The 13,905-nt window shown below is 70.6% G+C and carries 13 protein-coding genes; 9 read left to right on the forward strand and 4 right to left on the reverse strand.

Annotation, left to right across the window (positions count from 1 at the left end):
- Positions 1-38 precede the first annotated feature (38 nt).
- Positions 39-1,202: a GTP pyrophosphokinase family protein gene (locus ACFVTR_RS13955; RefSeq protein ID WP_387038164.1), complete on the reverse strand. Its 1,164-nt coding sequence runs from the start codon at positions 1,200-1,202 to the stop codon at positions 39-41.
- 240 nt (positions 1,203-1,442) lie between these two features.
- Here ACFVTR_RS13955 and dnaK point away from each other — a divergent pair, with 240 nt between their 5' ends.
- The 4 genes from dnaK to ACFVTR_RS13975 all read left to right on the forward strand — a co-directional run bounded on the left by dnaK (position 1,443) and on the right by ACFVTR_RS13975 (position 5,509).
- Positions 1,443-3,314 carry a molecular chaperone DnaK gene (gene dnaK / locus ACFVTR_RS13960; RefSeq protein WP_387038166.1) on the forward strand — a complete coding sequence of 624 codons (1,872 nt, stop codon included), beginning with the start codon at positions 1,443-1,445 and terminating at the stop codon, positions 3,312-3,314.
- 2 nt (positions 3,315-3,316) lie between these two features.
- Positions 3,317-3,967: a nucleotide exchange factor GrpE gene (locus tag ACFVTR_RS13965; RefSeq protein ID WP_376942930.1), complete on the forward strand. Its 651-nt coding sequence runs from the start codon at positions 3,317-3,319 to the stop codon at positions 3,965-3,967.
- A gap of 123 nt (positions 3,968-4,090) precedes the next feature.
- Positions 4,091-5,083, forward strand: a complete 993-nt coding sequence (locus ACFVTR_RS13970; RefSeq protein ID WP_387038167.1) for a DnaJ C-terminal domain-containing protein — start codon at positions 4,091-4,093, stop codon at positions 5,081-5,083.
- A 3-nt stretch (positions 5,084-5,086) separates the two neighbouring features.
- Positions 5,087-5,509 carry a heat shock protein transcriptional repressor HspR gene (locus tag ACFVTR_RS13975; RefSeq protein WP_387038169.1) on the forward strand — a complete coding sequence of 141 codons (423 nt, stop codon included), beginning with the start codon at positions 5,087-5,089 and terminating at the stop codon, positions 5,507-5,509.
- A gap of 6 nt (positions 5,510-5,515) precedes the next feature.
- Here ACFVTR_RS13975 and ACFVTR_RS13980 read toward each other — a convergent pair whose 3' ends face one another.
- A complete protein-coding gene (locus ACFVTR_RS13980; RefSeq protein WP_387038171.1) occupies positions 5,516-6,244 on the reverse strand; it encodes a hypothetical protein in 729 nt (242 codons plus the stop codon).
- Between the two features lie 81 nt (positions 6,245-6,325).
- A complete protein-coding gene (locus ACFVTR_RS13985) occupies positions 6,326-9,070 on the reverse strand; it encodes a cation-translocating P-type ATPase (RefSeq protein WP_387038173.1) in 2,745 nt (914 codons plus the stop codon).
- A gap of 104 nt (positions 9,071-9,174) precedes the next feature.
- Here ACFVTR_RS13985 and ACFVTR_RS13990 point away from each other — a divergent pair, with 104 nt between their 5' ends.
- From ACFVTR_RS13990 to ACFVTR_RS14005, 4 genes are read left to right on the forward strand one after another with little or no spacing between them, the layout of a single operon-like run.
- The gene (locus tag ACFVTR_RS13990; RefSeq protein WP_387038176.1) at positions 9,175-10,311 is read left to right on the forward strand and encodes a class I SAM-dependent methyltransferase; all 1,137 of its coding nucleotides are present in this window, start codon (positions 9,175-9,177) and stop codon (positions 10,309-10,311) included.
- Between the two features lie 55 nt (positions 10,312-10,366).
- Positions 10,367-10,657 carry an ATP-dependent Clp protease adapter ClpS gene (gene clpS / locus ACFVTR_RS13995; protein ID WP_387038178.1) on the forward strand — a complete coding sequence of 97 codons (291 nt, stop codon included), beginning with the start codon at positions 10,367-10,369 and terminating at the stop codon, positions 10,655-10,657.
- The gene (locus ACFVTR_RS14000) at positions 10,654-11,154 is read left to right on the forward strand and encodes a DUF2017 family protein (protein ID WP_387038180.1); all 501 of its coding nucleotides are present in this window, start codon (positions 10,654-10,656) and stop codon (positions 11,152-11,154) included. The genes clpS and ACFVTR_RS14000 overlap by 4 nt, the downstream gene beginning before the upstream one ends.
- Positions 11,155-11,200: 46 nt before the next feature.
- Positions 11,201-12,364 carry a DUF998 domain-containing protein gene (locus tag ACFVTR_RS14005; protein WP_387038181.1) on the forward strand — a complete coding sequence of 388 codons (1,164 nt, stop codon included), beginning with the start codon at positions 11,201-11,203 and terminating at the stop codon, positions 12,362-12,364.
- A 59-nt stretch (positions 12,365-12,423) separates the two neighbouring features.
- Here ACFVTR_RS14005 and ACFVTR_RS14010 read toward each other — a convergent pair whose 3' ends face one another.
- Positions 12,424-12,825 (reverse strand): SHOCT domain-containing protein, encoded by a 402-nt coding sequence (locus ACFVTR_RS14010; RefSeq protein ID WP_387038183.1) that lies wholly within the window; start codon positions 12,823-12,825, stop codon positions 12,424-12,426.
- 255 nt (positions 12,826-13,080) lie between these two features.
- Here ACFVTR_RS14010 and ACFVTR_RS14015 point away from each other — a divergent pair, with 255 nt between their 5' ends.
- Positions 13,081-13,902 (forward strand): mechanosensitive ion channel family protein, encoded by an 822-nt coding sequence (locus ACFVTR_RS14015; RefSeq protein WP_387038185.1) that lies wholly within the window; start codon positions 13,081-13,083, stop codon positions 13,900-13,902.
- Positions 13,903-13,905: the final 3 nt, after the last annotated feature.

Below are 13,905 nucleotides of genomic sequence, written 5' to 3' on the forward strand. Positions count from 1 at the left end.
CTTCACCCGACGCCGGGAAGGGGGCGGGCGGAGGCGGCTCAGCCGAGGTCGATCGGCCGGAACTCCGTGTCGTCGAGGGTGCCGACCGGCGCCGCGACCTGCTCGTAGCGGCTGCGAGTCGCGAGGGCCGAGGCCTCCGGATGCTCGAACAGGTAGGTCGCGACGGCCCGGTATTCGGCCAGCCTGCCGTCGGGCACCCGGCTCTCGCGCAGCGAGGCACCGGCGACCAGAGCCGCGCCCATCGCCGTCCAGTACACGCCGATGCCGCGGAACGAGCGCGCCGGGCGGTGGGGCTCTGCGTCGGTGAGCAGGATGTCGTGGCTGCTGCTCGCGCACGCGATCGCGAGGCGCCGGCCGAGCTCGGAGTACTCGGCGAAGCCGTCGGTGAGGGCGTCGTACTGCAGCCAGCCCGCGGCCCTCACGACGCTGCGGAGCTCGCGACCCGAGCCGGTCACCGCGCCGAAGGGGACGTCGAGCGCCGCGGTGACGATCTGGTCGAGGGAGCGCGAGTCGCCGTCGTACTGGATGAACCGGCCGATGTAGCCGCGCTCGCCTCCGCCGTCGGCCGCGGGGGCGGCGGTGCGCGCCTCGTCGACCTGGCGGCGGATGAGCTCGAGGTTGTCGTCGGCCTGCTCGAGCAGCGCCGCCGAGATGGCGAACAGCCGGTCGACCTCGCGCGGGAGCTGGCGAGCCGACTTGTAGCGGAAGTCGTGCTCGAGCTCGGACCACGTGTCGGAGAGCGCGGTGCGCAACTGCACCTCGAGCTGGGTCCCGGTCGGTTCGGCGCCCTCGCCCGCCTCCTGCTCGGCGTCGGGCAGGAGGCCCACGAACTGCACCGAGCGGTAGCCGAAGGCGTCGAGCGGCAGCAGCGCCGACTTGTCGACCCAGGAATCGTCGTCGACGATGAGGGCTTCGCGCACCACCTGCTCCATGCCGGACAGGTCGCCCTCGAAGTGGGCGATGATGCGCACGCCGAGGATGTCGCGCACTTCGCGATCGGGCGCGCGGCGCACCTTGCGCTCGAACGACTCGCGGGACTTCACCCTCGCCGTCACCTGGAAGTAGCGGAACCCGGCGGCCTCGATTCGCCGCGCGAAGTCGGCCTCGATGCGGCTGCGCAGCTTGCGGTATCGCCGCAGCTCGCGGTCGTACCTGCCGAGTTCGGCGGCGACGAGTCGTTCGTCCTGGTCGCGTGCGTCCACACCGGCAGGTTAGTGGAATACTGAGCGTCCGCCGTGAGTTGAGTCAAGTACACTCAAGTTTCACGGCCTCGACTTGACACGTTCATTCGGCGCTGGGAGGCTTGAGTCGTCAAGGCTCAAGTCTTGACGCATCTGACTTCGGTTGCGGGCCAGGAAGGCCGAACCGGTATCCCTCGCAAGGGTCTCGAGGCGGCGCTGCGCGCCCACTCGGCCTGCGGGAGGGGAGAAGGAGAGAAACACATGTCACGTGCAGTAGGAATCGACCTCGGTACCACCAACTCGGTCGTCTCGGTCCTCGAGGGCGGCGAGCCCGTCGTCATCGCGAACGCCGAGGGTTTCCGCACCACCCCGTCGGTGGTCGCATTCACCAAGGACGGCGAGGTGCTCGTCGGTGAGACCGCGAAGCGCCAGGCCGTCACCAACGTCGACCGCACCATCGCCTCGGTCAAGCGCCACATGGGCACCGACTGGAAGACCGACGAGATCGACGGCAAGAAGTACACGCCGCAGGAGATCTCGGCCCGCATCCTGCAGAAGCTCAAGCGCGACGCCGAGCAGTACCTCGGCGACACGGTCACCGACGCGGTCATCACCGTGCCCGCGTACTTCAACGACGCCGAGCGCCAGGCCACGAAGGAGGCCGGCGAGATCGCGGGCCTCAACGTCCTCCGCATCATCAACGAGCCCACCGCCGCCGCACTCGCGTACGGCCTCGACAAGGGCAAGGAGGACGAGCTCATCCTCGTCTTCGACCTCGGTGGCGGCACCTTCGACGTCTCGCTCCTCGAAGTGGGCAAGGACGACGACTTCTCGACCATCCAGGTCCGTGCGACCTCGGGCGACAACCGCCTCGGCGGCGACGACTGGGACCAGCGCATCGTCGACTGGCTCATCAAGAAGTTCAAGGACTCGACCGGCGTCGACGTCGCGAACGACAAGATCGCGAAGCAGCGACTGAAGGAGGCGGCGGAGCAGGCCAAGAAGGAGCTGTCCTCGAACCTAAAGACCTCCATCCAGCTGCCCTACCTCTCGCTCACCGAGAACGGCCCCGCGAACCTCGACGAGACGCTCACGCGCGCCGAGTTCGAGAACATGACGAGCGACCTGCTCGACCGCACGAAGAAGCCCTTCGAAGACGTGATCCGCGAGGCCGGCATCAAGCTGAGCGACGTCGCGCACGTCGTGCTCGTCGGCGGATCGACCCGCATGCCCGCGGTGTCCGAGCTCGTCAAGAAGGAGACCGGCCAGGAGCCCAACAAGGGCGTCAACCCCGATGAGGTCGTCGCCGTCGGCGCGGCCCTCCAGGCGGGCGTCCTCAAGGGCGAGCGCAAGGACGTGCTGCTCATCGACGTCACCCCCCTCAGCCTCGGCATCGAGACCAAGGGCGGCATCATGACGAAGCTCATCGAGCGCAACACGGCCATCCCGACCAAGCGCAGCGAGACCTTCACGACCGCCGACGACAACCAGCCGTCGGTCGCGATCCAGGTCTTCCAGGGCGAGCGCGACTTCACGCGCGACAACAAGGCGCTCGGCACCTTCGAGCTGACCGGCATCGCGCCCGCGCCCCGCGGCATCCCGCAGATCGAGGTCACCTTCGACATCGACGCCAACGGCATCGTGCACGTGTCCGCGAAGGACAAGGGCACCGGCAAGGAGCAGTCGATGACGATCTCGGGCGGCTCGAGCCTCCCGAAGGACGACATCGACCGCATGGTCCGCGAAGCCGAGGAGCACGCCGCGGAAGACAAGGCGCGTCGCGAGTCGGCCGAGACCCGCAACTCCGCCGAGCAGCTCGCCTACTCGGTCGAGAAGCTCATCAAGGACAACGACGACAAGCTCCCCGACGACGTCAAGTCCGAGGTGCAGGGCGACGTCGACGCGCTGAAGTCGGCCCTCGCGGGCGACGACGACGACGCGGTCAAGACCGCGTTCGAGAAGCTGTCGCAGTCGCAGACCAAGCTCGGCGAGGCGATCTACGCCCAGTCGCAGGCGGATGCCTCCGCCGCGGCCGGCGAGGACGCCTCGGCGACCGGCCAGGCCGGTGACGCCGCGTCGGACGAGGACGTGGTCGACGCCGAGGTCGTGGACGACGAGGACGAGAAGAAGTAATCATGACCGACGAGCAGAACCAGAACCACGAGGAGCCGGTGATCCGCGACAAGCGTCGCATCGACCCCGAGACCGGTGCGGTTCGGCAGCCGGCAGCCGACGGGGCGCCCGAAGAGGGCGCCCCCGAGGCGGGCGGTTCGAACGGCTCGGGGGCCGAGGCATCCGACTCGTTCGACGACGAGGCCGAGCTCACGGTCGACGACATCCTGAACGCGGCCAACGCCGAGGTGCAGGAGCCGAGCGACGAGCACCTCGCCGACCTCAAGCGGGTCACCGCCGAGTACGCGAACTACCGCAAGCGCACCGAGGCGAACCGCGAGGTCGAGCGGGAGCGCGCGGTCGGCGCGGCCGTCGCCGTGCTGCTGCCCGTGCTCGACGACCTCGACCGGGCCGAGAAGCACGGCGACCTCGAGGGCGACACCGCGTTCGCGACGATCGCCGCGAAGCTCCGCGGCGCCGTCGAGAAGCTCGGGCTCGCCGCGTTCGGCGAGGTCGGCGAGCCGTTCGACCCGCAGCGCCACGAGGCGATCTTCCAGCAGCCGAGCGACGAGGTCGAGATCGACACCGTCGCCGACGTCGTCGAGACCGGCTACACCCTCGGCGGCGTGCAGCTGCGCGTCGCGAAGGTCGTCGTCAAGACACCGGCGGCGTAGCCGTCACCCACCGCCGGTCGAGTAGCGACGACGGAGCGGATCGAGACCCGTCAGCGGTCTCGATGCGCTCCGCTACTCGACCGGCGTTCCACATTCGGACAGACTCAGAGGAAGGAGGTGCCGATGGCCAGTCAGGACTGGTTCGACAAGGACTTCTACCAGGTGCTCGGCGTCTCCAAAGACGCGAGCGACGCGGAGATCAAGAAGGTCTACCGCAAACTCGCACGCAAGTACCACCCCGACCAGAACCCGGGCGACGCCGCAGCCGAGACGAAGTTCAAGGAGATCAGCGAGGCGAACTCGGTGCTCTCCGATCCCGAGCAGCGCAAGGAGTACGACGCGATCCGCGCGATGGGCGGCGGTGCGCGATTCACCGCGCCGGGCGCCGGCGGCGCCAACGGCGGATTCGACGACGTCTTCGGCGGCATGTTCGGCCAGGGCGGCGGGCGCAGCCAGTCGTACACCTTCCAGCAGGGCGGCGACTACGACGACCTGCTCGGCGGGCTCTTCGGCGGGGGCCGCTTCGGCCAGCCCTCGGGCGGCTACCGCGGCTACGGCGGGCCGACCCCCGGCCGCGACGTCACCGCGACGACGACCCTCGACTTCATCACCGCGACCAAGGGCGACCAGGTCACCCTGCAGACGGCCGAGGGCAAGCCGCTCACGGTGCGCATCCCCGCCGGGGTCTCGGACGGCCAGAAGATCCGCCTGCGCGGCAAGGGCCATCCCTCGCCCGACGGCGGCGAGGCCGGCGATCTCATCCTCACCGTCAACGTTCGCAAACACCCCGTCTTCGAGCGCGACGGCCTGAACCTCCGCGTCACCGTGCCGGTGACCTTCGCGGAGGCGGCGCTCGGGGCGACCATCCAGGTGCCCACCCTCGGCGGCGATCCCGTGAAGCTCCGCGTCGCCCCCGGCACGCCGAGCGGTCGCGTGCTGCGCGTGAAGGGTCGCGGCGTCGAGACGAAGAAGGGCACCGGCGACCTGCTCGCGGTGGTCCAGATCGCGGTGCCCTCGCACCTCTCGAAGGACGCGCAGGCCGCCGTCGAGGCCCTCGCCGCAGCGCTGCCCGACGAGAACCCGCGCGACGAGCTGCTTGCGAAGGCGAAGGGCTAGGTGATGGAGGTGCACGAGCGGAGCCCGCTCTTCGTGATCTCCGTCGCGGCCGAGCTCGCGGGGATGCACCCCCAGACGCTGCGCCAGTACGACCGGCTCGGGCTGGTCTCGCCGACGCGCACCGCGGGCAAGTCGCGTCGCTACTCGATGCACGACGTCGCGCAGCTGCGCGAGATCGCCCAGCTCTCGAGCGAGGGGGTGAGCCTCGAGGGCATCCGGCGGGTGCTCGGCCTCGAAGAAGAGGTGGCGATCCTCCGCGCCCGCGTGCGCGAACTCGAGGGTGCGCTCGCCGACGAGATGCTGAACCGGCCCGGTCGCCGCGTCTTCGCGGCGGGCTCGGCGGGCGAGGTCATCAGCCTCAAGGCCGGCACGCGGGTGCGCCGCGAGAACGCGGTCGTCGTGTGGCGGCCGCTCGAGCGCGGGTAGCCCGACTCAGCGGCCCCAGGCCGAGGGCGGCGCCTCGATGACCTCGTAGGGTCGCGAGCTCCAGTGGGTGCCGTAGCCGTAGTGGCTCGACGCCCAGGCCGATGCCCAGATCGCCTGCGCGGTCGCATCGGCCGAATCGCCGCGTGCGAGCGCCGCGTCGACCTCGGGGTAGCGACCCGACTGCAGGTTCTCCGCCGCGAAGTAGGCCGCCTCGACGAGGGTGGGGTAGCTGCCGAGGCCCGAACCGCCACCGGATCCCTGTCCGTTGTTCAGGGGGTTGTTGCGGTTCCACCAGTTGTCGGCGCCGTTCTCCTGCCGCATCCACCGCATCATGAACGTCACGTTCTCGTCGCTGAGCGGCCAGCCGCCCTCGACGAGCACGAGCTTGGCCCAATCGACGTTCGTGCCGCCGGCGACGAGCGTCTGCGAGCCGGTCGTGGCGACGTAGGACTCGCGCGAGACGGCCGGAGCCGCGACCTCGGCACCGACCCGTACCGCCTGCCCGTCCCCCTGCAGGGCGGCATCCGCCGCGGCGGTCGGCAGCGAGCCGCCCGGCTGCGGCAGCGGTGCCAGCGCGAGGCCGGCGAGGAGCCCGAAGACGGAGACCACGGCGGCCGCGCTGAGCGATCGCCGGGGCATGCGCGATCGGGTCGCCGCGTCACGCTGGGGACGCGTCACGGGCGTCGCGACCTTCTGCCGCGCCGCCCGCCATCCCCCGGTTCGTGCGTCCTGCATGCGGCACCGAGGGTAGCAAACGCGGCCGGGAGCCGCACCCAGCGAGCTCGGTGGTCGGCGAATCGCGCGTGCGGTCGGGACTCAGCGGACGCCGGCGGCGGCCACCGGGGCCGCGGCCGGACGGCTTGCGATCCGGCGTCGGCGCAGCCACTTGTCGCCCTCGACGACGACCAGGAGGATCAGGGTCAGCCCGATGCACTGCAGCCACTGCCAGCCCGTCAGCGACACCGTGCCGAGCATCCGCTGGAACAGCCCGAGCTCGGTCGACGCCACGATGAGCACGACGGGCCAGACCAGGATCTTCGCGACTGCGGCGATGGGGGGCAGCAGGCCCGACTCGGGCGTGCGCCGCATGAGCAGGGCGCTCAGCACGGTGGCGAGTCCGAGCACGACGTACGCCATGGTCATCGACGCCGTCGGCTCCACCGGGCTCGGCTCATCGGGCCCCCACACGAGCGGCACGAGGGCGATGAGGAAGATGACCGCGCCGTAGACGAGCCACTCGACGAGCGAGACGCGGTTGACGACGCCGACCTTCGGATCGCGCGGCGGGTGGTTCATGATTCCGGGCGGGTTCGCGTCGGCGGCGATCGCGATCACCGCGAACAGCGCCACGAAGAAGTTGATGAAGAGCACCTGCGCCGGGAAGAGCGCGACGCCCTCGGCGATCGAGAACGCGCTCGCGGCGAGGAACAGCATGATGAGGCTGAGCAGCTGCGTCATCTGGAAGCGCAGGTAGGCGGTGATCTTCGAGTAGACGATGCGGCCGAGCTCCACGGCGTGCACGAGCGTGGCGAAGTTGTCGTCGGTGAGCACCAGCTTCGCCGCCTGCTTCGTCACCTCGGAGCCCGAGCCCATCGCGACGCCGATGTTCGCCTGCTTGATCGCCGCGGCGTCGTTGACGGCATCGCCGGTCATGGCCACGATGGCGCCCTCCGACTGCAGGAGCCCGACGAGTCGGAGCTTGTCGTCGGGGGTGACCCGGCCGAACACGTGCAGGTCGGGCAGTCGCCGCAGGAGCTCCTCGTCGTTCATCTGCTTGAGGTCGGCTCCGCTCACGGCCCCCGAGCCCAGCCCGAGCTCGGCGCCGATGGCCCCCGCGGTGACGGCGTGGTCGCCGGTGATCATGCGCACGTCGATGCCGGCGCGGTGGGCGATGTCGACCGCGGCCTTCGCCTCGGGGCGCAGCGGGTCGACGATGCCGACGATGCCGATGAGCACGAGCTCGGAGACCCACGACATCGGGTCCGCGGCCACCGATCCCTCGTCGCCGTCGTCGAGGAATCTGGCGGCGATCGCGAGCGTGCGGAGGCCGGTGGCCGACATGCGCTCGAGCTCGGCGGTCGCCGAACCGGCGGCGAGGGGCTCCACGTCCCTCGACTCGCCGAGCATCGTCGCGCATCGCCCGAGCACGACGTCGGGCGCGCCCTTCACGAGGAGCACGAGCCGCTGCTCGCCGCGCACCGGAACCCGCTGCAGGGTGGCCATGAACTTGTAGTCGGAGTCGAAGGGCACCTCCGCGAGGCGCGGGTAGTCCTTGCGGGCCTGGTCGGCGTCGATGCCGAGCCGCGCACCGAGCACCACGAGCGCGGCCTCCGTCGGGTCGCCCACCACCTCGCCCTCGGCTGTGACGGTCGCGTCGTTCGGGAGGCTGACCGCGAGCCCGAGCGTCGGAGCGTCGAGCGGCTCGTCGGAGGTGCCGAGCACCTTGCCGTCGAACGAGTAGCCCTCGCCGGTGACGCGGTAGGTGTTGCCGCCGAACCAGGCGGTGCGCACCGTCATTTTGTTGAGGGTGAGCGTGCCCGTCTTGTCCGAGCAGATGGCGCTCGTCGCGCCGAGCGTCTCGACGTCGTTCAGCGACGCGACGATCGCGCGTTCCTTCGCGAGCTTCGACGCACCCCAGGCGAGGAGGCTCTGCACGAACACGGGCAGGCCCGTCGGGATCGCGGAGATCGCGACGGCCGTGGCGAGGAACAGCAGCTCGTCGAGGCTCTGGCCGCGCACGAAGCCGATGATGACGATGACGAGCACGGCGCTCCAGGCGATGATGCCGAGCACCTTCGTCAGTCCGTCGAGTTCGAGCTGCAGCGGGGACTTCTTGTCGCCGACCTGCGTGAGCAGCGAGGCGATCCGGCCCATCTGCGTGCGCATGCCGGTCTCGACGACGGCGATGCGGGCGGTGCCGCGGGTGACGGAGGTGTTCTGGAACACCATCGACGTGCGGTCGGCGAGCGCCGTGTCCGCCGAGTTCTCGGCAGGGCCCTTCGGGATCGGCAGCGACTCGCCGGTGAGCGAGGCCTCCTGCGTCTCGAGGTTCGCCGAGCGGAGGATCCGTCCGTCGGCGGGCACGAGGTCGCCCGACTCCAGCTCGACGATGTCACCGGGGACGAGCCCGGTCGCCTCGATCTGGAGCAGCGTCCCATCGCGGATCACCCGTGCCTTGGGCGTCTGCAGCTTGGCGAGCGCGTCGACGCTGCGACGGGCCTTCACTTCCTGCTGCGTGCCCGTGATGACGTTGAAGAGCACCAGGATCGCCACGATGATCGCCGTCGTGACCTGCCCGATGAGGAGCGACACGATTGTCACCGCGATGAGCATCAGGGTCATGAGCTCGAGCACCTGGCTCAGCGCGATGCGCCACACGCTCGGCGGCGGGGCGCTCTGCAGGGCGTTCGGCCCGGCCTCGGCGAGTCGCCGTTCGGCCTCGGCCGCGGTGAGTCCGCGCGTCGCCTCGGTCTTCGCCTCCGCGATCACGTCATCGGGGGCGAGGGCCCACCATTCGACGCCGTGGACGTCGTCGGTGCTGTGCTGAGCTTCGATGGTCACTGATAACCCCCAGAAGTCGTGTCGACATTCGACAGGCTAGCCGGGAGGATGCCGCGAGCGGGAGAGGCCGTCGACATCTGTACGACGCGTCGTACGCTGGGTGAATGCCCTTCGACTTCGGCGCCCTGCGGCGCAGCCCCGACGTCGAGGGGCCGGGGCTCGAGGCATCGGATGCCGCGGACCGGCTGATCCTCGACGAAGCCGCGGCCCTCATCGACGCGGCCGCGCCGGGCGAGCTCGTGGTCGTCGACGACACCTACGGGGCGCTCGCGCTCGCCGCGGCCGACGCCGGGGCGCGCGGCATCCGAGCGCATCAGGACCTCGTCACGGGCGAGCGGGCGCTCGCCGGGAACGCGGCACGACTCGGACTCGCCGACGCTGTCGCCTCCGTACCGCTCGCACCCGAGCTCTTCGCGGGCGCCCGACTCGTGCTGCTGCGCCTCCCTCGCTCGCTCGACCGGCTCGACGAGGTGGCCGGGCTCGTCGCCGCGCATGCGCATACCGAGGTCGTCGTCGTCGGCGGGGGCCGCATCAAGCACATGTCGCACGCGATGAACGAGGTGCTCGGCCGTCGCTTCGCCCGCCTCGACGTGAGCCACGCACGGCAGAAGTCCCGCGTGCTCATCGCGCGCGAGCCGCGCGGCGCGGCGTCCGCGACCGCGGCCGACGCCGACTGGCCCCGCCGCGCGCACCACGGGGAGCTGTCGCTCACGGTCGTCGCGCACGGCGGCGTGTTCGCCGGCACGGGGGTCGACATCGGCACCCGGTTCCTGCTCGCCCAGCTCGCCGACGCCGTCCCCGATGCTGCGACCGCCGTCGACCTCGCGTGCGGCTCGGGCGTCGTGGCCTCGTGGCTCGCCCGGGCGCGGCCCGGAGTGCGGGTGACGGCGACCGACCGCTCGGCGGCGGCCGCGGCATCCGCCCGGCTGACCGCCGAGGCGAACGGCGTCGCCGACCGGGTGCACGTGACCCGAGCCGACGGACTGGAGGAGCTCGCCGACGCGAGCGAACGGCTGATCGTCCTCAACCCGCCGTTCCACAGCGACGCGGCGATCTCGACCGGCATCGCCGCCCACCTGTTCGCCGACGCCGCGCGCGTGCTCGCACCCGGCGGCGAGTTGTGGTGCGTGTGGAACTCGCACCTCCGCTACCGGCCGCTCCTCGAGCGCGTCGTGGGGTCGACCCGGCAGATCGCGCGGAACGCGAAGTTCACGGTCACGGCGTCGCGTCGCGCGGCGTGAGCGGGATGCGGGCCCGCGGGATGCGGGCGGGCGGACATCGTGTCAGGCTGGAGGAATGACGACGACCCTCGAACGACCCGACACCGACGACGCCCTGCGCGCCGCGGTCGAGGTGCCGTGGGAGGCGATCGTGTGGGACGACCCGGTCAACCTGATGAGCTATGTCAGCTACGTCTTCCGCAGCTACTTCGGGTACCCGCGGGACGAGGCCGAACGGCTCATGCTGCTCGTCCACAACGAGGGGCGGGCGGTCGTCGCCTCGGGCCACCGCGAGGCGATGGAGCGGCACGTGCAGGCGATGCACGGGTACGGACTGCAGGCGACGGTCGTGAGGGGCGAGGCGTGATCGTCGCGGGCCGCGGCGGTGGAGGCGAGGGGGTGCGCCTCGTGCTCGAGACCGAGGAGGCGATGCTCCTCTCGGAACTCGCCGACCAGGTCGATTCGGTGCTGCTGCTCGGCGAACCCGACGATCCCGCGCTCGGGCGGTTGCTCCCGAGCGCGTATCCCGACGACGCCGAGGCCTCCGCCGAGTACGCCCGCTACACCCGCGAGAGCCTCGTCGACGGCAAGCGGCAGGCGGCCCAGCGGGTGCGCGACGCGACTGCCGCGCGGTCCGACAGCGGGCTCGTCGAGATCGAGCTCGACCAGTCCGAGGCCTGGGGCTGGCTCACCTTCCTCACCGACCTCAGGCTCATCCTCGCCGAACGGGTCGGCGTCGAGGACGTCGACGACGAGCCCGACGTCGACGCCGAGACCCGCGACGACTATCTCCGCGCCGCCTATGAATGGGCGGGGTTCGTGCAGGGCTCGATGCTCGAGGTGCTCGATCCCACCGATGGGTGAACCACGCCCCTAGAGTGGTGCCCGAGAGAGAGATCGGAGTGCCACCGTGACGCAGACCCGTACCGAGGCCCAGCCGCCCGCAGCCGCCGAACCGCGCACCACCACCGTCGGTGCAGCGCTGCGGCACCCCGCCGAGAACGTCGAATCGCTCGAGTCGGCGGCGCTGCTCGTCGGCGCCGCGTTCTTCGTGGTCGGCGGCCTCGTGAGCGGCATCGCGTTCTGGGGACGCGATCTGCCCATCTCTGGCCAGGGGTCGCTCGGCGAGTTCGTCGCCATCGCCTCGGCCGTGACGGCCTTGCTCGCCTTCGTGCTCGGCCGCGTGCTCGCTCGGCGCACCGAGAACGCGGCGCTGCGACGCGAGATCGGCCAGGGCCTCTCGGTGCCGGGTGCGCGGCTGCACTGGTTCGACGTCGCCGCGCTCGCCATCGCGCACGCCGTCATCGCCCTCCTCGGCTGGGTGGCGCTGTCGACGGTGCTCGAGCAGAGCTTCCGCGACGCCGTCGTGTTCACGTTGCCCGCGACCGCCCTTGCGGGCGTCGCGATCGCGCTCACCGGCTACGTCGCCTTCCTCTCCTCGGCGCGGATGACTCCGATGCTGCTCTCGCTGGTGCTCGCGGTCTTCCTTGTGGTCGGCGCGCTCACGAGCATGCTCTCGGCGAGCGATCCGCACTGGTGGAAGGAGAACCTCTCGGCGCTCGGCATGACGAACGACATCTCGGCGATGGCCTTCAACGTCACACTGATCGTCGCCGGCGCGATCGTCACGATCGTCGCGCGCTACGCGACGGCGACCCTGCCGGTCGGCACCCCGCCCGATCGGCGCGGGCGCGACATCGTGCGCATCGGCCTCGTGCTGATCGGCATCTTCCTCGCCTGCGTCGGCATCTTCCCGGTCGACGAGTTCTTCGCCGTGCACAACACCGTCGCGACCGGCATGGCCGTCTGCTTCGCCGTGATCGTGATCGGGCTGCCCTGGTTCATCCGCAGCGTGCCGAAGGTGTTCGTCGGCCTCGGCTACCTGTACGTCGTGGTGATCATCGTGGTGGCGATCTTCTTCGCCACCGGCTACTACAACCTCACCGCGGTCGAGCTCGTCGCCGCGTGCCTCATCTTCAGCTGGATCATCGTGTTCCTCCGGACGGCGAGCGCCTCCGGGGTGACCGAGGCGGACGCCGTCGCGGTCGAGCGGTCGGCTCCCGACGCCGAATAGCCCACCGACGACGAAGGGCCGGATGCCACTGGCATCCGGCCCTTCGTGTGAAGCGGGGATCAGGCGCTGTGCGCGAGCGCCTTCGCCTTCAGCGCCTCGTACTCCTGCTGGTTGATCGAGCCGGAGTCGAGGAGTGCCTTGGCCTTCGCGATCTCGTCGGACGGGCTCGCCGCAGCGCCGGCCGTCTGACGGATGTACGCGTCGGTCGCGGCCTGCGCTGCCTTGGCGTCACGGGCCGAGCGCTCGGCCATGCCCTTGCCGCGGGCGATCAGGTAGACCAGCGCGGTGAGGAACGGCACGAAGATCAGGAAGATGATCCACACCGCCTTCCACCAGCCGTTCAGCTTCTGGTCGCGGAACAGGTCGCCGATGATCGCGAACAGGGCGAAGAGGTAGGCGATGAACGCGAACGCCCAGAGGAACCACCAGATCAGGTCCCAGAAACTCTCCCAGAAACTCATTACGAGCCTTTCTTCGATACGAGGGGGCGCCGCAGGAGTGCTGCACCGAGACGCCCCCTGCTGAGGAGTCGCGAGAACTGTGTGTGTCTCCCCGTGCCCCCCGACCGAAGACGGTCCTGAGCACGACACTAGCGTGAGAGCGCGCCCATTCGGCGGCATTCCGTGCACCGATCCGGCGAACGACGCGGAAATCGCCCGGTGCGGGTCAGGCGCCCGCACCCCGCGGCGCGATAGCCTCGCGACGGGGAGGTGCGCATGGCGGAGCTGTGGGCGTCGTTGCAGATCAACGGCTGGAGCATCGCGGGGATCGTCGTCACGCTGCTCGCGAGCTGGCTGCTGGCCACGCTCGCCCGCAAAGGCGTGCGAGCCGGGCTCTCGCGCCTGCCGAACCTCACCGTCGGCGTGCAGCGGCTGGCCGAGCGCATCGCGGTCTACTCGATCTGGCTGCTCGGCATCGGCATCTCCCTGAGCTTCCTCGGCGCCTCCGTGCAACCGGTGCTCGCGATCGCGCTCATCGTCGCGGTCGTGCTCGTGCTCGTGCTCCGCGGCATCGCCGACAACTTCGCCGCGAGCGTGGTGCTGCAGACGCGGCATCCCATCTCGCTCGGCGACGAGATCGAATCCGGCGACTTCGTGGGGGTCGTCACCGAGCTCAACGGCCGGGCCGTCGTCATCCGCACGGTCGACGGGCGCACGGTGCACGTCCCGAACTCCCAGCTCCTGCAGGAGCGGCTCGTCAACAACTCGACCCACGGCGCCCGGCGCAGCGAGGTCGAGGTGCGGGTCGCGGCAGGCGGAACAGGCGACGGTGAGGACGCGGTCCGGGCGCTCGTCGTCGAGGCCGTGAACGGCGCCGAGGGCGTGCACCGTCGCGAGACGGTGCAACTCCGTCCGATCACGCTCGCCGCCGACCGCGCGGTCTACCGGGTGCGCTTCTGGCACCACCCGATGCACGGCATCGCCGTGACCGATGCGGTCGTCGACGCGGTGTCGGCGACGCTCGCCGCCCGCGGGATCGCGGCGGTCGTCACGAGCGACCTCCCGTCCGCACCGCTGACACCGGCGCTGGAACTCTGAGGA

Origin of the sequence: Agromyces sp. NPDC058126 (assembly GCF_042884595.1) — a bacterium.
Taxonomy (GTDB): Bacteria; Actinomycetota; Actinomycetes; order Actinomycetales; family Microbacteriaceae; genus Agromyces.

Bases quoted from the DNA above. Each gene is read 5' to 3' on its own strand.
- ACFVTR_RS13980 (WP_387038171.1), bottom strand. From the start codon at position 6,244: ATGCAGGACGCACGAACCGGGGGATGGCGGGCGGCGCGGCAGAAGGTC.
- clpS (WP_387038178.1), top strand. From the start codon at position 10,367: ATGACGACGACCCTCGAACGACCCGACACCGACGACGCCCTGCGCGCC.
- ACFVTR_RS14010 (WP_387038183.1), bottom strand. From the start codon at position 12,825: ATGAGTTTCTGGGAGAGTTTCTGGGACCTGATCTGGTGGTTCCTCTGG.
- ACFVTR_RS13970 (WP_387038167.1), top strand. From the start codon at position 4,091: ATGGCCAGTCAGGACTGGTTCGACAAGGACTTCTACCAGGTGCTCGGC.
- dnaK (WP_387038166.1), top strand. From the start codon at position 1,443: ATGTCACGTGCAGTAGGAATCGACCTCGGTACCACCAACTCGGTCGTC.
- ACFVTR_RS13990 (WP_387038176.1), top strand. From the start codon at position 9,175: ATGCCCTTCGACTTCGGCGCCCTGCGGCGCAGCCCCGACGTCGAGGGG.
- ACFVTR_RS13965 (WP_376942930.1), top strand. From the start codon at position 3,317: ATGACCGACGAGCAGAACCAGAACCACGAGGAGCCGGTGATCCGCGAC.
- ACFVTR_RS13975 (WP_387038169.1), top strand. From the start codon at position 5,087: ATGGAGGTGCACGAGCGGAGCCCGCTCTTCGTGATCTCCGTCGCGGCC.
- ACFVTR_RS14015 (WP_387038185.1), top strand. From the start codon at position 13,081: ATGGCGGAGCTGTGGGCGTCGTTGCAGATCAACGGCTGGAGCATCGCG.